This window comes from Streptomyces sp. CB01201 (genome assembly GCF_002803085.1).
Classification (GTDB): domain Bacteria; phylum Actinomycetota; class Actinomycetes; order Streptomycetales; family Streptomycetaceae; genus Streptomyces; species Streptomyces hundungensis.
The window spans coordinates 238,769-255,982 of the sequence record NZ_NNBJ01000013.1; the positions used below are offsets into that span (position 1 = coordinate 238,769).

15 protein-coding genes are annotated in these 17,214 nt (G+C 70.9%); 10 read left to right on the forward strand and 5 right to left on the reverse strand.

Annotation, left to right across the window (positions count from 1 at the left end; translation table 11 throughout):
* Positions 1–68 precede the first annotated feature (68 nt).
* Entirely contained in the window at positions 69–1,892 is a 1,824-nt protein-coding gene (locus CG740_RS26795) for a bifunctional metallophosphatase/5'-nucleotidase (RefSeq protein ID WP_100577822.1), read from the reverse strand.
* 228 nt (positions 1,893–2,120) lie between these two features.
* On the opposite strand from CG740_RS26795, the gene mshD reads away from it, so the two are divergent.
* The 8 genes from mshD (at position 2,121) to pstB (ending at position 12,172) form a co-directional block, all read left to right on the forward strand.
* Complete coding sequence (mshD, locus tag CG740_RS26800; RefSeq protein WP_100577823.1) at positions 2,121–3,044, forward strand: mycothiol synthase; 924 nt, start codon at positions 2,121–2,123, stop codon at positions 3,042–3,044.
* 751 nt (positions 3,045–3,795) lie between these two features.
* Positions 3,796–6,021 (forward strand): RNA degradosome polyphosphate kinase, encoded by a 2,226-nt coding sequence (locus CG740_RS26805; protein ID WP_199846579.1) that lies wholly within the window; start codon positions 3,796–3,798, stop codon positions 6,019–6,021.
* 22 nt (positions 6,022–6,043) lie between these two features.
* Positions 6,044–7,087 (forward strand): CHAD domain-containing protein, encoded by a 1,044-nt coding sequence (locus tag CG740_RS26810; RefSeq protein WP_100577873.1) that lies wholly within the window; start codon positions 6,044–6,046, stop codon positions 7,085–7,087.
* Positions 7,084–7,512, forward strand: a complete 429-nt coding sequence (locus tag CG740_RS26815) for an NUDIX hydrolase (RefSeq protein WP_100577825.1) — start codon at positions 7,084–7,086, stop codon at positions 7,510–7,512. The genes CG740_RS26810 and CG740_RS26815 overlap by 4 nt, the downstream gene beginning before the upstream one ends.
* Positions 7,513–7,887: 375 nt before the next feature.
* Positions 7,888–9,030 (forward strand): phosphate ABC transporter substrate-binding protein PstS, encoded by a 1,143-nt coding sequence (gene pstS / locus CG740_RS26820; protein WP_100577826.1) that lies wholly within the window; start codon positions 7,888–7,890, stop codon positions 9,028–9,030.
* Positions 9,031–9,167: 137 nt separating this feature from the next.
* A complete protein-coding gene (pstC, locus tag CG740_RS26825; RefSeq protein ID WP_100577827.1) occupies positions 9,168–10,166 on the forward strand; it encodes a phosphate ABC transporter permease subunit PstC in 999 nt (332 codons plus the stop codon).
* 100 nt (positions 10,167–10,266) lie between these two features.
* On the forward strand, positions 10,267–11,343 hold the full coding sequence (pstA, locus tag CG740_RS26830) for a phosphate ABC transporter permease PstA (RefSeq protein ID WP_100577828.1): 1,077 nt from the start codon (positions 10,267–10,269) through the stop codon (positions 11,341–11,343).
* A gap of 52 nt (positions 11,344–11,395) precedes the next feature.
* Positions 11,396–12,172, forward strand: a complete 777-nt coding sequence (pstB, locus tag CG740_RS26835; RefSeq protein ID WP_100577829.1) for a phosphate ABC transporter ATP-binding protein PstB — start codon at positions 11,396–11,398, stop codon at positions 12,170–12,172.
* A 920-nt stretch (positions 12,173–13,092) separates the two neighbouring features.
* On the opposite strand, the gene CG740_RS26840 is transcribed toward pstB, so the two are convergent.
* Together CG740_RS26840 and CG740_RS26845 are read right to left on the reverse strand one after the other, a co-directional pair.
* Complete coding sequence (locus CG740_RS26840) at positions 13,093–14,091, reverse strand: inorganic phosphate transporter (RefSeq protein WP_100577830.1); 999 nt, start codon at positions 14,089–14,091, stop codon at positions 13,093–13,095.
* 7 nt (positions 14,092–14,098) lie between these two features.
* Entirely contained in the window at positions 14,099–14,719 is a 621-nt protein-coding gene (locus CG740_RS26845; protein ID WP_053729022.1) for a DUF47 domain-containing protein, read from the reverse strand.
* Between the two features lie 264 nt (positions 14,720–14,983).
* Here CG740_RS26845 and CG740_RS26850 point away from each other — a divergent pair, with 264 nt between their 5' ends.
* The gene (locus CG740_RS26850) at positions 14,984–15,328 is read left to right on the forward strand and encodes a metal-sensitive transcriptional regulator (protein ID WP_100577831.1); all 345 of its coding nucleotides are present in this window, start codon (positions 14,984–14,986) and stop codon (positions 15,326–15,328) included.
* A 489-nt stretch (positions 15,329–15,817) separates the two neighbouring features.
* On the opposite strand, the gene CG740_RS26855 is transcribed toward CG740_RS26850, so the two are convergent.
* Together CG740_RS26855 and CG740_RS26860 are read right to left on the reverse strand one after the other, a co-directional pair.
* On the reverse strand, positions 15,818–16,012 hold the full coding sequence (locus CG740_RS26855) for a hypothetical protein (protein ID WP_100577874.1): 195 nt from the start codon (positions 16,010–16,012) through the stop codon (positions 15,818–15,820).
* A gap of 158 nt (positions 16,013–16,170) precedes the next feature.
* Positions 16,171–16,962: a hypothetical protein gene (locus CG740_RS26860; protein ID WP_100577832.1), complete on the reverse strand. Its 792-nt coding sequence runs from the start codon at positions 16,960–16,962 to the stop codon at positions 16,171–16,173.
* An 88-nt stretch (positions 16,963–17,050) separates the two neighbouring features.
* Between CG740_RS26860 and CG740_RS40450 the strand changes: the two genes are divergently transcribed.
* A complete protein-coding gene (locus tag CG740_RS40450) occupies positions 17,051–17,203 on the forward strand; it encodes a hypothetical protein (protein WP_199846580.1) in 153 nt (50 codons plus the stop codon).
* Positions 17,204–17,214 lie beyond the last annotated feature (11 nt).

Consider the following 17,214-nt stretch of genomic DNA (forward strand, 5'->3'; position numbering starts at 1 on the left):
GTGGGGAGGGGCAAAAAAACCGGGACCGGGGAAGCCGGGAGACCGCCCCCGCCTCCCCCAGCGCCTGACTACTTCAGGACCGAAATCCGCCCACCCACCGGCGGAGCCATCGGCGCCGAGGCAGACGAGTTCGCCGCCAGGTACGCGTCGAAGACGTCCAGATCCGACGCCCCGACCAGCTTGTTCGTGCCGACCAGCGCCGGGAACCCGTCACCCCCGCCCGCCAGGAACTCGTTCATCGCCACGCGGTACGTCTTCGCCGGGTCGATCGCCGCCCCGTTCAGCTTGACGGAGTCGACGAGCACCCGCGCCGCGCCCGACTTCTTCAGGTCGAGCGTGTAGGTCAGGCCCCTGGAGACCTGGAGGATCTTCGGGGAGGCCTCGTTCGGCCCGCTGACCTGCTGCTGGAGCGCCGTCAGGAGCTGCGCACCGGTCAGGTCGACCACGTTCATCATGTTGGTGAACGGCTGGACCGTGAACGCCTCGCCGTACGTCACCACCCCGTCCCCCTCGCTCCCGCTCGCCTTGTACACGAGGTCGGAGCGGATGCCGCCGGGGTTCATCAGGGCGAGCTGGGCGCCGCCCTTGTCGGGGGCGGAGAGCCCGGCCAGCTGGGCGTCCGCGATCAGGTCGCCGAGCGGCTGCTCCAGGGAGTCGGAGCCGCGGCCGTTGATGTCGGCCGAGATGTAGCCCTGCGGACGGCCGGCGATCGGTGCCGCCAACTTGCCCCAACGGGAGATCAGTTGGGTCATGTCGGGCGCCTTCGCCTGGTCCCTGCCGACGATGTGGTTCGCCGACTTCGGGGACTTCGGCGTCGCCACGGCGGTGCGTACGATGTCCTTCGTGCGGCGGTCGTACGTCAGCTTCGTATCCGTGTACAGCTTGCCGAACGACGCCGCCGAGGTCACCAGGCGCGGGTTGCCCGCCGGGTCCGGGATGGTGCAGACGTACGCCTGGTGGGTGTGGCCGGTGATCAGCGCGTCCACCTTGGGCGTGATGCCCTTGGCTATGTCCACGATCGGGCCGGAGATGCCGCTGCCGGGGCCCTGGCTGTCGCAGCTGTCGTTGTAGGCGTTGCTCGACGGCATGCCGCCCTCGTGGATCAGCGCGACGATCGACTTCACACCCTGGCGGTCGAGTTCCTTGGCGTACTTGTTGATCGTCTCGATCTCGTCGGCGAACTTGAGGCCCTTGACGCCGGACGCGGTCACGACGTTCGGGGTGCCTTCGAGCGTCACACCGATGAAGCCGATCTTGACGCCGTTCTTCTCCCACACCGTGTACGGCTTGAGGATCGGCTTGCCGGTCTTCTCGTTCGTCACGTTGGCCGCGAGGTAGGGGAAGTCCGCGCCGCGGAACTTCTTGCCCTTCTCGTAGCAGCCCTCGGTGGGATGGCAGCCGCCGTTCTGCATGCGGGCGAGCTCGGTGGCGCCCTCGTCGAACTCGTGGTTGCCCACGGCCGTGACGTCCAGCTTCAGCTTGTTGAGCGCCTCGATGGTCGGCTCGTCGTGGAACAGCCCGGAGAGCAGCGGGCTCGCGCCGATCATGTCGCCGCCGGCCGCGGTGATCGAGTACGGGTGGCCCTTGCGGGCGGTGCGCAGGGAGGTGGCGAGGTACTCGATGCCACCGGCCGGCACGGACTTGGTGGTCCCGTCGGCCTGACGCTCCGTCACCGCGCCCGCCGAACCGGCCGGGGGCTCCAGATTGCCGTGCAGGTCGTTGAAGGAGAGGAGCTGCACGTCGACGGTGCGGTCCGGCTTCGAGTGGTGTCCGTGTCCGCGCTCGTGCGCGTCCGCGGGCATCGCGGCGACGAGGGCCGCGACGGTGGCGAGTCCGGCGGCCCCCGCCCACATTCGTGTGGCGGCACGCTTCATGTGGGGTTTCGCTGGCATGTGTTCTTTGAGTCCCCTGTGAGTTTCCGGTGAGGTCCCGGCGCAGCCTAGGGTCAACGCGCGTAGCGCAACAGGGGGTGGCGGGTTACGAGCTGGTTGCCGTTCGCCCCGCACCGCGGCGCCTCCTGCCGGGCGCGTTCGCCCCGTACCGGGGACGCCGTCCGCCCGGCACGTTCACCCCGTACCGGCGACCCGGTCCGCCGGGCACCGCGCCGTACCCTCGTATCCATGACAGACGCAGCCGCCCCTTCGCCGTCCTCCCGCGACATCCAGACGCTCGACGAACTCAGTGCCGGCCAGGCGCAGGCCGTCCTCGACCTGCTCGCCGAAGCCGCCCGCAACGACGGGCAGCAGGCGGTCTCCGAGCAGGGGCGGCTCCAGTTGCGCGGCGGCCGGCGGCCGGGCGTGCGGCACTTCCTGCTGACCGTGGACGAGGTGCTCGCCGGATACGCGCAGTTGGAGGACGCCGACCCCGTCGAGGCGCCCGCCGCCGAGCTCGTCGTGCACCCCGCGTACCGCGGGCACGGGCACGGGCGGGCGCTGGGCAGCGCGCTGCTCGGGGCGACCGGCAAGCGGCTGCGGGTGTGGGCGCACGGCGGCCACCCGGCCGCCCGCCACCTCGCGCAGGTCCTCGGCCTCACCCTCTTCCGCGAACTGCGCCAGCTGCGGCGGCCGTTGAGCCCGCTCGGCATCGGCGAACCGGTCTGGCCCGAGGGCGTCAGCGTGCGCACCTTCACGCCGGGCGAGGACGACGCGGCCTGGCTCGCGGTGAACGCGGCTGCCTTCGCGCACCACCCCGAGCAGGGCTCGCTCACCCAGCGCGACCTCGACGACCGCAAGGCCGAGCCGTGGTTCGACCCCAAGGGCTTCTTCCTCGCGGAGAAGGACGGCGAACTCGTCGGCTTCCACTGGACGAAGGTGCACGCCGCGGAGCGGCTCGGCGAGGTGTACGTGGTCGGGATCCGGCCGGACGCCCAGGGCGGCGGCCTCGGCAAGGCCCTGACCGCGACGGGCCTGCGCCACCTCGCGACCGAGGGCCTGCCCACCGCGATGCTGTACGTCGACGCCGACAACACGGCGGCGGTCACCGTCTACGAGCGCCTCGGCTTCACCACCCACGAGGTGGACCTGATGTACCGCGCGGAGTCCTGAGGCCGCCGGACCGGGCACGGCCCGGAGCGCAGATCGGGCACGGCCCGGAGCGCGGATCGGGCGCGGTCCCGGAGCTCGGACCGGGCGCAGCGCCGAAGGCGGAGTCCTGAGGCCGCCGGACCGGGCACGGCCCGGAGCTCGGACCGGGCGCAGCCCGGGGCCGGACCGGGCGCAGCCTCGAAGGCGGAGTCCTGAGGCCGCCGGATCGGGCACGGCCCGGAGCTCGGACCGGGCACGGCCCCGGGGCCGGACCGGGCGCAGCCTCGAAGGCGGAGTCCTGAGGCCGCCGGACCGGGCACGGCCCGGAGCTCGGACCGGGCGCAGCCCCGGGGCCGGACCGGGCGCAGCCCCGAAGGCGGAGTCCTGAGGCCGCCACACCGGGCCCAGCCCCGAGGCCCGGGCGGGCGGAGCCGGGACAGCGCTCCGACCCGCCCGGCCGCCCGGGTCGGCCCCCTGAACCCGGCCGGGACGAGGGCTTGCCCCGGCCGGGGGAAGCGCCGCATCCTGGGGCCCGGCCACGCCAGGGGCGGCGCGTCGTGGCCCCGCCCCGACGTCCCGGGGCCCGGGTTCGCTTGCCCGCACGTCATGTCCCCGTAACCAGCCATTCAGACGCGCTTGCGACGCTCGCGTAATGAAGCCGCCGGCGCCCGTCCCCCGGAACGGAACAGTTCCCCCGCCCAGAACCCCCCGGGCCCTCACTCCCGCGCTCTCCGACGCGCTGGAGGACCCCGGTGCGCGGAACAATGGGGACATGAGCCAGCAGCCCAGCGCCGACGTCCCGCTCAAGCCCGCCCAGCCGTCCGTCGGCTCCATAGCCGCGCACCGGCCGCACACCCTCGCGGCCGCCGTCTCCGATCTGGAGCCGGACCTCGACGCGGATCTGGACGCCTACGAGGACGAGAGCGAGGGCGACGAGCTGCCCTCGGGCCGCTTCCTGGACCGGGAGCGCAGCTGGCTCGCGTTCAACGAGCGCGTCCTGGAGCTCGCCGAGGACCCGGCGACCCCGCTCCTCGAACGGGCGAACTTCCTGGCGATCTTCGCCTCGAACCTGGACGAGTTCTTCATGGTCCGGGTGGCCGGACTCAAGCGCCGCATCGCGACCGGGGTGGCCACCCGGTCCGCCTCGGGCCTCCAGCCCCGCGAGGTGCTGGACCTGATCTGGACGCGTTCGCGCGAGCTCATGGCCCGGCACGCCGCCTGCTACCAGCAGGACGTGGCCCCGGCCCTGGCCGACGAGGGCATCCACCTCATCCGCTGGCCGGACCTCACCGAGAAGGAGCAGGCCCGCCTCTTCACCCTGTTCCGGCAGCAGATCTTCCCGGTCCTGACCCCGCTGGCCGTGGACCCGGCGCACCCCTTCCCGTACATCTCGGGGCTCTCGCTCAACCTCGCCGTGGTGGTGCGCAACCCGGTCTCGGGCCACCGCCACTTCGCCCGGGTGAAGGTGCCGCCGCTGCTGTCCCGCTTCCTGGAGGCCTCGCCGCAGCGCTACGTCCCCCTTGAGGACGTCATCGCGGCGCACCTGGAGGAGCTGTTCCCCGGCATGGAGGTGCTCGCGCACCACATGTTCCGGGTGACGCGCAACGAGGACCTCGAAGTCGAGGAGGACGACGCCGAGAACCTGCTCCAGGCCCTGGAGAAGGAACTCATGCGGCGCCGCTTCGGACCGCCGGTGCGCCTGGAGGTCGAGGAGTCCATCGACCCCTACGTACTCGACCTGCTGGTAAGGGAGTTGAAGATCTCGGACGCCGAGGTCTACCCGCTGCCCGGCCTGCTCGACCTGACCGGACTGTTCGGGATCTCCGCGCTCGACCGGCCGGAGCTGAAGTTCCCCAAGTTCGTCGCGGGCACCCACCGCGACCTCGCCGAGGTGGAGTCCGCCTCCGCGCCCGACATCTTCGCGGCGGTGCGCGAGCGGGACGTACTGCTCCACCACCCCTACGACTCGTTCTCCACCTCGGTGCAGGCCTTCCTGGAACAGGCCGCCTCCGATCCCGACGTGCTCGCCATCAAGCAGACCCTGTACCGGACTTCGGGCGACTCGCCGATCGTGGACGCGCTGATAGACGCGGCCGAGTCGGGCAAGCAGGTGCTGGTCCTCGTCGAGATCAAGGCACGCTTCGACGAGCAGGCCAACATCAAGTGGGCCCGCAAGCTGGAGGAGTCCGGCTGTCACGTCGTCTACGGGCTCGTCGGCCTCAAGACGCACTGCAAGCTGTCGCTCGTGGTGCGCCAGGAGGGCGACACGCTGCGCCGCTACAGCCACGTCGGCACCGGCAACTACCACCCCAAGACGGCCCGGCTGTACGAGGACCTGGGGCTGCTCACCGCCGACCCGCAGGTCGGCGCGGACCTCTCGGACCTCTTCAACCGGCTGTCCGGATACTCCCGCAGGGAGACCTACCGCCGACTGCTCGTGGCCCCCAAGTCCCTTCGGGACGGCCTGGTTTCGCGGATCAACAAGGAGATAGCCCACCAGCACGCCGGGCGCCCCGCCTACGTCCGCATCAAGGTCAACTCGATGGTGGACGAGGCCGTCATCGACGCCTGCTACCGGGCGTCGCAGGCGGGCGTGCCGGTGGACGTCTGGGTCCGCGGCATCTGCGCGATACGGCCCGGAGTCGCCGGGCTCTCGGAGAACATCCGGGTGCGCTCGATCCTCGGCCGCTTCCTGGAACACTCGCGGGTCTTCGCCTTCGGCAACGGCGGCGAGCCCGAAGTCTGGTTCGGCAGCGCCGACATGATGCACCGCAACCTCGACCGACGCATCGAGGCACTGGTCCGGGTCGCCGACCCGGCCCACCGCGCGGCCCTGAGCCGGCTCCTGGAGACCGGGATGTCGGACAGCACCTCGTCCTGGCACCTGGGCGCCGACGGGAACTGGACCCGGCACTCGACCGACGCCGAGGGCCAGCCGCTGCGGAACGTACAGGAGATGCTGATAGACGCCCGGAGGCGCCGGCGTGCAACGCCCTGAGAACACCGCCGGAATCGCCCACATGCCCGGGCAGGAGCTGGCGGGCGAGATCCTCGCCCCCTATCTCCACCAACAGGCGGGGGAATTCCTGCGCGGCCTGCGCCTCCACCGCGAGGCCGGGCCCGACAACCAGTCCACCGAGGAGGCCGCCCACGCCCTGCGGGCCGCGGCCCGCCGCATCAGCGCGACCCTGCACACCTTCCGGCCGCTCCTCGAAACCGCCTGGGCCGACCAGCTGCGGGCCGAACTCGCCTGGCTGTCCGGCACGTTGGCGGGCGAGCACGCCTGCTCGGCCCGGCTCACCCGGCTCCTGGACGCGCTGCACCGGCTGGCCGGCCACCGGGTGCCACCGCCACGCGGCGACACCGGCACGCTCACCGTGGGCGCGGCCCGCGCGGGCGCCCTGCTCGACCGGCAGCTCACCCTGGCCCGCACCCGGGCCCACTCGGCGGCGCTCCAGGCGCTCGGTTCCTCCCGCTTCCACGCGGTGGCGGACGCGGTCGCACTGCTCGCCAGCGAGGTGCCGCTGGCCCCGGCCGCCGCCGCCCACGCCTGCGAGGTGCTCGCCCCCGCGGCCCTGGAGGCCCAGGACCGGCTGGACCGGGCGGTGGCCGCGCTGCCGCTGGCCCGGGCGGCGCACCCGTACAACGCGGACGCGCTGGGCCAGGAGAGCGAGAGCCAGGACAGCCCCTGGCACCAGGTGCGGCTGCTGCTCCGGCTGCACCGGTACGCGCAGGAAGTACTGCACCACGGGCTCGACGAGCGGGAGGCACCCGAGCGGCTGCTGGCCGCGGGCCGCGCCCTGGACCGGCACCGGGACGCGGCCGAGGCCGCCTCGGCCGCGTCCGGCGCGGCCCGCACGCCCCGGATCGCCCCAGCCACCGCGTACGCGCTCGGCGTGCTGCACGCCGATCAACGGCACGAGGTGGAGGCCGCACGTTTCGCCTTCCAGCGGATCTGGCAGCCTGTGGCGGTGACCCAAGCAGCGTCAGCGACCACGGCCGTGTCGGCGAACCCGGCAGCGTCAGCAACAGCAGCAGCGCCGGCGACCACGGCCGCCCCATGAGTACCGCACCCGACGGAACCGTCCTCGCCGCGGGATGTGTCCTGTGGCGCCGCTCCCCCTGGGGCGACGGCGGCATCGAGATCTGCCTCGTGCACCGGCCCAAGTACGACGACTGGTCGCACCCCAAGGGCAAGCTGAAGCGGGACGAGGCCGCGCTGGACGGCGCGCTGCGCGAGGTCCTGGAGGAGACCGGCTTCGCGTGCGCGCCGGGCGCGGTGCTGCCCACCGCCCATTACACGGACGGCCAGGGCCGCCCCAAGCGCGTCCAGTACTGGGCCGCCGAGGCGGGCGAGGGGCGCTTCACCGCGAACGACGAGGTCGACCGCTTGCTCTGGCTGACGCCGCCGGCCGCCCATCACCGCCTGACCCACCCGCGCGACCGCCAGCTGGTCCTCGCGCTGCTCGACGCGCTGCACTCCGCCTGAGCCCACCCTCCCGGGAACCCCGGGAGATCCCGGGAGATGCCCGGCGTCCCCGAAGCACCCGGCGTCCCCGAAGCACCTGAAGTCCCCGCGGCCCCTGAAAATCGGGCCCGGGGCCGGGCGCGCACCGCCGCGCGGGCGGTTCCGTACGCAGCTTGAACACGATTCCGTACTCCTGCTGAACACGAACCGGTAACGGTCGGCACCGCACTGCCCGCCACGGTTCACCTCCCGTTAACTCTTCCCCGCCGACCACTTCACCTGTTCTGCCTAATTTCGGCCTTACACGGTGCACGGCATCCCGCCCTCACCGCCCATCCAACGCACGCCGCCGTACAACGAACGGAAACCGGCGGCTCCCGGAAGGAACACCCGAAAGTGAAGCTTCAGCGCAAGAACCGGCTCCGCGCCACCGCCCTCGGCGTCATCGCCGTGTCCAGCGCCCTGGCCCTCACGGCGTGCGGCAGCGACAACAACAGCGGCGGCGGGAGCACGGGCGGCAGCGGTGACAAGACCACCGGGGCGGCCTCCAGCGTGAAGTGCGACGGCGCCAAGGGCCAGCTCCTGGCATCCGGCTCGTCCGCCCAGAAGAACGCCATGGACCTGTGGGTCAAGAACTACATGGCCGCCTGCAAGGACGCCCAGGTCAACTACAAGTCCTCCTCCTCCGGTGACGGCATCGTCGCGTTCACCCAGGGCACGGTCGGCTTCGCCGGCTCCGACTCGCCGCTCAACCCGCAGCAGGTCGAGGACTCGAAGAAGGTCTGCTCCGGCGGCCAGGGCATCAACCTCCCGATGGTCGGCGGCCCGATCGCGGTCGGCTTCCACGTCGAGGGCGTCGACAGCCTGGTGCTGGACGCCTCCACGATCGCCAAGATCTTCAACGGCAAGATCACCAAGTGGAACGACGAGGCGATCACCAAGCTCAACCCGAGCGCCAAGCTTCCCGACCTCGCGATCCAGGCCTTCCACCGCTCCACGGACTCGGGCACCACCGAGAACCTCACCAAGTACCTCTCCGCGACCGCCAAGACCGACTGGCCCTACCCGCCGGCCAAGAAGTGGGCCGCCTCCGGCGGTCAGGCCGCCTCCGGCTCGGGCGACGTCGCCGCCCAGGTCAAGCAGGTCAACGGCGCGATCGGCTACTTCGAGCTCTCCTACGCCGCCTCGCAGTCCATCAAGACGGTCGACATCAACACCGGCGCCTCCGCCCCGGTCAAGGCGACCGCCGAGAACGCCTCCAAGGCCATCGCCGCCGCGAAGATCGCGGGCACCGGCAAGGACCTGGCCCTGAAGCTCGACTACACGACCAAGGCCGACGGCGCCTACCCGCTGGTCCTCGTCACGTACGAGGTCGCCTGCGACAAGGGCAACAAGCCGGCGACGCTGGGCGCGGTCAAGTCCTTCCTGGCCTACACCGCCAGCGCGGACGGCCAGAAGCTGCTCTCCGACGCCAGCTACGCCCCGATCCCGGCCGAGATCAACGCCAAGGTTCTTGAGACGGTCAACTCCCTCTCGTAGAACCACAGGTGGGCCGCCGGGCCGAAGACCCGGCGGCTCAGGTGGGGCGGGGGCCCCGATCCGGCCCCCGCCGCACACCATCCGGTGCACCGCCGCCAGGGGACCCACCAGGTCCCCGCCCACAGACCGGAAAGATCATGGCTTCTTCCATAGCAACCGACACACCGCCTCCACCCGCTCCCGCTTCCGCGCAGCGCCGCAAGCAGTCCACCGGCCGCGCGGGCGACAAGATCTTCCTCGGACTCTCCCGGGGCTCCGGCATCTTCCTGCTGGTCGTCATGGCGGCCATCGCCATCTTCCTCAGCGTCCGGGCCGGCATCGCCATCTCGAAGGACCAGGGCAACTTCCTGACCACCTTCGACTGGGACCCGGCCGGCAGCCCGCCGGTGTTCGGCATCGCGGTCCTGCTCTTCGGCACCGTCGTCAGCTCGATCATCGCGATGGTCATCGCGGTTCCGATCGCCGTCGGCATCGCCCTCTTCATCTCGCACTACGCACCGCGCAAGCTGGCCGCGCCCCTCGCCTACGTCGTCGACCTGCTCGCCGCGGTGCCCTCGATCGTCTACGGCGTCTGGGGCGCCCTGTTCCTGGTGCCCTACCTCGGCGGGCTCAACGACTGGCTCGACCAGTACATGGGCTGGACGTACGTCTTCGAGAAGACCGAAGTCGGCGTCGCCCGCTCGATGTTCACCGTCGGCATCCTGCTCGCGATCATGATCCTGCCGATCGTGACCAGCGTCAGCCGCGAGGTCTTCCTCCAGGTCCCGCGCATGAACGAGGAGGCCGCCCTGGCCCTCGGCGCGACCCGCTGGGAAGTCATCCGCCTCTCCGTCCTGCCCTTCGGCCGCTCGGGCGTGATCTCCGCCTCGATGCTGGGCCTGGGCCGCGCGCTCGGCGAGACGATGGCCGTCGCCACGGTCCTGTCCCCGAGCTACGTCCTTTCGCTGCACGTCCTCGACCCGGGCGGCGGCACCTTCGCGCAGAACATCGCCGCGAAGTTCGACGAGTCCAACCAGCTCGGCCGGGACGCCCTGATCGCCTCGGGCCTGGTCCTCTTCGTGCTGACGCTGCTGGTCAACGGCGCCGCCCGCATGATCATCGCGCGCCGCAAGGAGTACTCGGGGGCCAACGCGTGAGCCCCGCCGAGCCGCGAGGCCGATGCCTCGCCGAGCCGCGAGCCCGGTGTTCCGCCCAGCCCCGAGTCCTCCGTCCCGCAGCCCCCGAAGGGAGCCCCGCATGAGCCACGTAGCCGTATCCGACGCCCGGCCGGCCGCCCCGGCCCCCCACAAGGGCAGCCTCAGCGCACGCTCGCTTCCGCGCTGGGCGGGAGCCGGCTTCGCGGTCGTCTCCATCGCGCTCGCGGTCGGCATCGGCCTCGTCTTCGGCCTGCAGAGCAAGGTCCAGTGGGGCCTGATCGCGGCGCTGCTCTTCATCCTCGTCTCGTACGCGGTCACCACGGCCGTCGAGAACAAGCGGCAGGCCAAGGACCGGGTGGCGACCTCCCTGGTCTGGGTCTGCTTCATCCTCGCCGTGATCCCGCTGGCCTCCCTGCTGTGGACGACGATCAGCCGCGGCACCAAGGTCCTCAACGGGTACTTCCTGTCCCACTCGATGGCCGGCGTCCCCGGCTTCGAGACCGGCGGCGGCGTCTACCACGCGCTGATCGGCACCCTGGAACAGGTCGGCCTCGCCACCCTGATCTCGGCCCCGCTCGGCCTGCTCGCCGCGGTCTACCTGGTGGAGTACGGCAAGGGCGCGCTCGCCAAGGCCGTGACCTTCTTCGTGGACGTCATGACGGGCATCCCGTCCATCGTGGCCGGCCTGTTCATCCTGACCCTGATGCTGATGTTCGACCTCGGCCCCTCGGGCTTCATGGGCTCGCTCGCCCTCGCGATCCTGATGCTGCCGGTCGTGGTCCGCTCCACCGAGGAGATGCTCAAGCTCGTACCGAACGAGCTGCGCGAGGCCGCCCTTGCCCTCGGCGTACCGAAGTGGCGCATGATCCTGAAGGTGGTCCTGCCGACCGCGATCGGCGGCATCACCACCGGCGTCATGCTCGCGATCGCCCGCATCGCCGGTGAGACCGCCCCGATCATGCTCCTGGTCTTCGGCAACCAGCTGATCAACACCAACCCGTTCCAGGGTGCTCAGTCCTCGCTCCCCTTCTACATCTGGGAGCAGTACCGGGTCGGCAGTGACGCGGCGTACGACCGCGCCTGGGCCGCCGCCCTGGTCCTGATCGCCTTCGTCATGATCCTCAATCTGGTGGCTCGCGGCATCGCCCGCTGGAAGGCCCCCAAGACCGGTCGCTGACGCGGCCACACCAGCGACCGATCCCGTACGCCCCGAAAGAAGCAGTGATCCCATGGCCAAGCGAATCGACGTATCGGGCCTCTCCGCCTATTACGGCGCCCACAAGGCGATCGACGACATCTCCATGACCGTGGAGCCGCGCTCCGTGACGGCCTTCATCGGCCCGTCCGGCTGCGGCAAGTCCACGTTCCTGCGCACCCTGAACCGCATGCACGAGGTGACCCCCGGCGGGCGCGTCGAGGGCAAGGTCCTCCTGGACGACGAGAACCTGTACGGCTCCGCGGTCGACCCGGTGGCCGTGCGCCGCACGGTCGGCATGGTCTTCCAGCGCCCCAACCCGTTCCCGACGATGTCGATCTTCGACAACGTGGCGGCGGGGCTGCGTCTGAACGGCAAGTTCAAGAAGAGCGAGCTGGCGGACGTCGTCGAGAAGTCCCTCAAGGGCGCGAACCTCTGGAACGAGGTCAAGGACCGCCTCAACAAGCCGGGTTCGGGCCTGTCGGGCGGGCAGCAGCAGCGGCTGTGCATCGCGCGGGCGATCGCGGTGGAGCCGGACGTGCTGCTCATGGACGAGCCCTGCTCGGCGCTCGACCCGATCTCCACGCTCGCGATCGAGGATCTGATCGGGGAGCTGAAGGAGCGCTTCACGATCGTGATCGTGACGCACAACATGCAGCAGGCCGCGCGTGTCTCCGACCGTACGGCCTTCTTCAACCTCTCGGCGGTCGGGCAGCCCGGCAAGCTGATCGAGATCGACGAGACCGAGCGGATCTTCTCCAACCCCTCCGTGCAGGCCACGGAGGACTACATCTCGGGTCGCTTCGGCTAGGCCGCGGCCCGTCCCCGACCGTCTGCGGTGCTGCATGGCGGTGCCACCGCCAGACGAACGGCCCGCCTCCCGAACCCCGGGAGGCGGGCCTCTTCCCTACCCGGGGCCCCTGGGGCTCCGCCCCAGACCCCGGGCAGCTTGCCCGCCGCCCGCCCGTGCGGCGGGTTGGATCAGCTGAGCCCTGGGGCTGTGCCCCAGACCCCCTTGAGGGGCTGCGCCCCTCGGACCCCCGCAGGGGGCTCCGCCCCCTGCACCCCCGTCGCGCCTGAACGGCGCTCGTCCTCAAACGCCGGACGGGCTGGGGATGCCAATGTCGGCCCGCACGGATCAGCAGGCCGGGCTGAAGCGCCCGATGCGGGCCAGCACCGAGGTCTTTAGGGGCGCGGGGAACTGCGCGAGAAGCGACCACGGTCCGCGGACGAAAACGGGGTTGGGGGCGCGAGGAACTGCGCGAGAAGCGACCACGGCCCGCGGACGAAAACGGATTTTGGGGGCGCGGGGAACTGCGCGAACGCCACGCACGACGCGAAGACGGCAGACCTCCAGGGGCGCGGGGAACTGCGCGACCAGCCACCCACCACCGACAGGCAAAACGAGGTCAGGGGCGCGGGGAACTGCGCAACCAGCCCCCACAATCCGCACCCGAACAAGCAGGGTGCCCACGCCGCAGCCCCCGCAGAACCTCACCTCCGCCTCCCACCCCCGGAGGGTTGCGGGAAGGGGCGGGGAGGGGCAAAAACACCGTGCCCCTGGGCAGCACCCCAGGACCTCAGCGCCACCAGCACCACCACCACCCGCAGCACCCGCACCCGCACCAACGCCAAAACCCCGCCCCCGGCGGAGCCGGAACGCGGGGTCACCCCCAGGGCAGAGCCAAAAAGGCGGGGCCGGCCGGGGAAGGGGCGGAGCCAAAGGCGGGGCTAGCTGAAGAAGACGTGGACCAGCAGATAGCTCAGCGCAGCGACCAGCGCCGCCGCGGGCATCGTGATGAACCACCCCAGAATGATGTTCTTCGCGACCCCCCACCGCACCGCGTTGACCCGCTTCGTCGCCCCCACACCCATGATCGCCGAGGTGATCACATGCGTCGTGGAGATCGGCGCCTGGAACAGGAACGACGACCCGAACATGATCGACGCGCCCGTCGCCTCCGCGGCGAACCCCTGCGGCGGGTCGAGCTCAATGATCTTCCGCCCCAGCGTCCGCATGATCCGCCAGCCACCCGCGTACGTACCGAGCGACAGCATCGCCGCGCACGCGATCTTGACCCAGATCGGGATCTCCGAGCCGGCGTCCTGCACATCGGCGATGACCAGCGCCATCATCACGATGCCCATGGTCTTCTGCGCGTCCTGGAGGCCGTGGCCCAGCGCCATGCCGGCCGCCGAGACGGTCTGCGCGATGCGGAACCCGCGCTTGGCCTTGTGCGGGTTCGCCTTGCGGAACATCCACAGGATCGCGCACATCACCAGGTAGCCGACCACCAGGCCGACCACCGGCGAGACGAACATCGGGATGACGATCTTGTCGAGCACCCCCGACCAGTACACGGTCGTACCGCCCGCGAGGGCAGCGCCCACCATGCCGCCGAACAGGGCGTGCGAGGAGGAGGACGGCAGCCCGAAATACCAGGTGACCAGGTTCCAGATGATCGCACCGACCAGCGCCGCGAACAGGATCCCCATGCCCTTGTTGCCTTCGGGCGTGGAGATGAGCCCCTCGCTCACCGTCTTGGCGACGCCGCTGCCGAGGAAGGCACCGGCGAGGTTCATCACGGCGGCCATCGCTAGCGCGGCCCGGGGGGTCAGCGCCCGCGTCGAGACCGATGTGGCGATGGCGTTCGCCGAGTCGTGAAAGCCGTTCGTGTACGTGAATCCGAGCGCGACGCCAATGGTCACGATCAACGCAAAGGTGTCCATGACTGGGTCAGGACTCCTTGACGGCGATGGTCTCCACCGTGTTCGCCACATGCTCGAACGCGTCCGCCGCCTCTTCGAGCACGTCCACGATCTGCTTCAGCTTGAGCACCTCGATGGCGTCGTACTTGCCGTTGAAGAGGTGGGCGAGCAGCTTGCGGTGGATCTGGTCGGCCTGGTTCTCCAGACGGTTGACCTCGATCCAGTACTCGGTCAGATTGGACATCGTCCGCAGGTTCGGCATCGCCTCGGCGGTCAGCACGGCCGCCCGGTTGAGCACCTCGATCTGCTGCTCGACGCCCTTGGGCAGTTCCTCCACGTTGTAGAGGACGACCAGGTCGACGGCCTCCTCCATGAAGTCCATGATGTCGTCGAGGCAGGAGGCGAGGTTGTAGATGTCCTCGCGGTCGAACGGCGTGATGAAGGAGGAGTTCAGCTGGTGGAAGATCGCGTGGGTGGCATCGTCCCCCGCGTGCTCCGCTGCCCGCATGCGCTCCGCGATCTCGGCCCGGGACGCGGAATCCGCTCCGAGCAGTTCCATGAGGAGCTTCGAGCCCGTGACGATGTTGTCCGCGGATGCGGAGAACATGTCGTAGAAGCTCGTCTCCCTGGGGGTCAGACGAAAGCGCACGTGGGGTCCTCGGAGTGCTTGGGATTCGGTCAGGCTGATGCTAGGCGCATCATCCGGCCACGGCTAACCGGCGTTCTTCAGTGTCGCCCATCAGGCACAGTGATCCGCACGGGCCCCCGCCAGGGATCCGAAAATTCGTTACCATATACCCATGAGGGGTATCACTCCCCTTGCCCCACAAGGCAGGCCACCAGGCAGGCCACCAGGCACACGCCAGGCCGCCGGGCACATGGCAGACCACTTGGCAGACAACGGGAGGACGCGATGACGACCACCGAGGCAGCCGACCCCCCGGTCGAGACCCCTGTGACCGATCACGACCGCGGCGTGCACGGCTATCACCAGCAGAAGGACGAGCACCTCAAGCGGCTGCGGCGGATCGAGGGCCAGATCCGCGGCCTCCAGCGCATGGTCGACGAGGACGTCTACTGCATCGACATACTCACCCAGGTCTCCGCGTCCACCAAGGCGTTGCAGTCCTTCGCGCTCCAGCTCCTGGAGGAGCACCTGCGGCACTGCGTCGCCGACGCGGCGGTCAAGGGGGGCGACGAGATCGACGCGAAGGTGGAGGAGGCCACGAAGGCCATCGCCCGCATGATGCGCACCTGACACGAGGGGCTGGGCCCCTCGGACCCCCGCAGGGGGCTCCGCCCCCTGCACCCCGCTTCGGGGCTCCGCCCCGGACCCCGCATCGCGCCTGAACGGCGCTCGTCCTCAAACGCCGGACGGGCTGGGGATGCCTGATGCGGGCCAGCACCGAGGCCTTTAGGGGCGCGGGGAACTGCGCGAACGGCCCCAACGGTCCGCAGCCGAAAGCGGGTTTCAGGGGCGCGGGGCTGTGTCTTCTATGCGGCTCCGCCGCAGGGGCGCAACCACTCGGCACTGGGCGCCCCACAGGGGCGCGGGGAACTGCGCGAACAGCCCCAACGGTCCGCAGTCGAAAGCGGGTTTCAGGGGCGCGGGGAACTGCGCGAGCAACCACGCACGACCCGCACCCCCCGCACCCCGCACCCCGCACCCCGCACCCACAACAGCGCCTCCACCCCCGAAGGGGCACCCCGCCGCACCGTCCCGCAGGGGCACCCCCACCAAGGGGGGCTACCGGGGCCGGGCCCCGGGTGGCGGTGGGGGCGGGCACGGGCGGCCGACGTTCAGGACCTCGTCGATGAGGTCCGGACTGAGCCGGTCCCCCTCCGCCGCAGACGCCGCGATCATCAACTCACCGCACAGCTCGATCTCGACGAGGGCCACGTGGTCCTGGACGGTCGCACCCCGAAGCGAAGCCACGCTCATCACCTCTTCCTCGACCTCTTCCCGCTCTTCCGCTCTTCCGCTCATCCGCCGTCGCCCGCTCGGCTTCCTAGCGTAGGGAGGGGGACACGGACCGCGCATGGCACGGACGGACCATTTCCGCCACCCCCGGCCCACCTGAGGGGGCCATATCTGGCTGATTACGGCTGGATCTTCCCGTCGTAGATGTCCCGCGCCTCCGGCAGCCGTACGCCGACCGCCGCCCCGAACCCGTAGAGCAGCGTCGTCGAGGCCACCGCGACGGGCCGCCCCCGATTGACGTAGCTGAACTGCTGGCGCACCTTGCACAGCCGGCCCGACTCGTCGAAGTACGCGTCGAACGGCACCACGGCTGTGGAGAACCCTTTCGCCACCTGCCCGGGCAGCGCCGCGCTCCCCCGGTAGTGGCGCACCTTCACCCCCGCAAGGCTCTCCTCGCCGACGTACGTCACGTCCCGCGCGCCGCGCAGCAGTTCGGCGGCCGTGTACGGGTCGGTGGCGCCGCCCGTGACCAGGTTGCCGTCGGCGAGCGCCGCCGTGTCGACCCGTACCCATTTGTCCGCGGGCACCCCGGCTCCCCGGTTCTTCATGTAGAGCGCGCCCGGCGCGAGGACCTCGGTGATCGGGTGCTGTTCCGCCGCGCCCTTGACGTCCTTGGGCAGCATCACCGTCAACTGCCCGGTCCGGTGCCGGAAGTCGTAGGTGCCCTCGCCGCGGATGGTGACCCGGGTGCCCCCGGTGGCCATCTCCAGCGAGGTGGTGGCCTGTGAACTGCCCGCCGCCACCAGGCGGTCGGCCGCCGAGCGCACCAGCGCGGCCGGATCGGGTGCGGGCCCGCTCGCCATCTCCGCGGTGCTCCCACCGCAGCCGCCCGCCGCCGCGATCACACCGCCCACCAGCGCGGCGGTCACGATCGCACCCGCTCGCCCGGCTCCGTGCCGTTGCACCACCATCGTCGCCGAACCCCCAACGCCCTTGGCATAGCCCGCACTCCTAACGACCGCGGTACGGCCGCCGTCACGCCCGCAGTACGGTGGTGAGGTGCCCCACCAGACCACCATCACGGAACGCGGCAGCTTCGCAGTGGCCCGCTGCTCCTGCGGCTGGACGGGCCCGGCCCGCCGGAGCCGCGACCGAGCCCGCACGGACGCCGAGTCCCACCACTCCCCGAACCCGACCCCGTCCGCCGGCTGAGCCCGAGGGCC

What these genes read in the sequence shown, in the direction of transcription:
- CG740_RS26855 (WP_100577874.1), bottom strand. Translation starts at nt 16,012, where the DNA reads ATGAGCGTGGCTTCGCTTCGGGGTGCGACCGTCCAGGACCACGTGGCC.
- CG740_RS26805 (WP_199846579.1), top strand. Translation starts at nt 3,796, where the DNA reads ATGAGCCAGCAGCCCAGCGCCGACGTCCCGCTCAAGCCCGCCCAGCCG.
- CG740_RS26795 (WP_100577822.1), bottom strand. Translation starts at nt 1,892, where the DNA reads ATGCCAGCGAAACCCCACATGAAGCGTGCCGCCACACGAATGTGGGCG.
- mshD (WP_100577823.1), top strand. Translation starts at nt 2,121, where the DNA reads ATGACAGACGCAGCCGCCCCTTCGCCGTCCTCCCGCGACATCCAGACG.
- CG740_RS26815 (WP_100577825.1), top strand. Translation starts at nt 7,084, where the DNA reads ATGAGTACCGCACCCGACGGAACCGTCCTCGCCGCGGGATGTGTCCTG.
- CG740_RS26840 (WP_100577830.1), bottom strand. Translation starts at nt 14,091, where the DNA reads ATGGACACCTTTGCGTTGATCGTGACCATTGGCGTCGCGCTCGGATTC.
- pstC (WP_100577827.1), top strand. Translation starts at nt 9,168, where the DNA reads ATGGCTTCTTCCATAGCAACCGACACACCGCCTCCACCCGCTCCCGCT.
- CG740_RS26810 (WP_100577873.1), top strand. Translation starts at nt 6,044, where the DNA reads ATGCCCGGGCAGGAGCTGGCGGGCGAGATCCTCGCCCCCTATCTCCAC.
- pstB (WP_100577829.1), top strand. Translation starts at nt 11,396, where the DNA reads ATGGCCAAGCGAATCGACGTATCGGGCCTCTCCGCCTATTACGGCGCC.
- CG740_RS26860 (WP_100577832.1), bottom strand. Translation starts at nt 16,962, where the DNA reads ATGGTGGTGCAACGGCACGGAGCCGGGCGAGCGGGTGCGATCGTGACC.
- pstA (WP_100577828.1), top strand. Translation starts at nt 10,267, where the DNA reads ATGAGCCACGTAGCCGTATCCGACGCCCGGCCGGCCGCCCCGGCCCCC.
- CG740_RS26850 (WP_100577831.1), top strand. Translation starts at nt 14,984, where the DNA reads ATGACGACCACCGAGGCAGCCGACCCCCCGGTCGAGACCCCTGTGACC.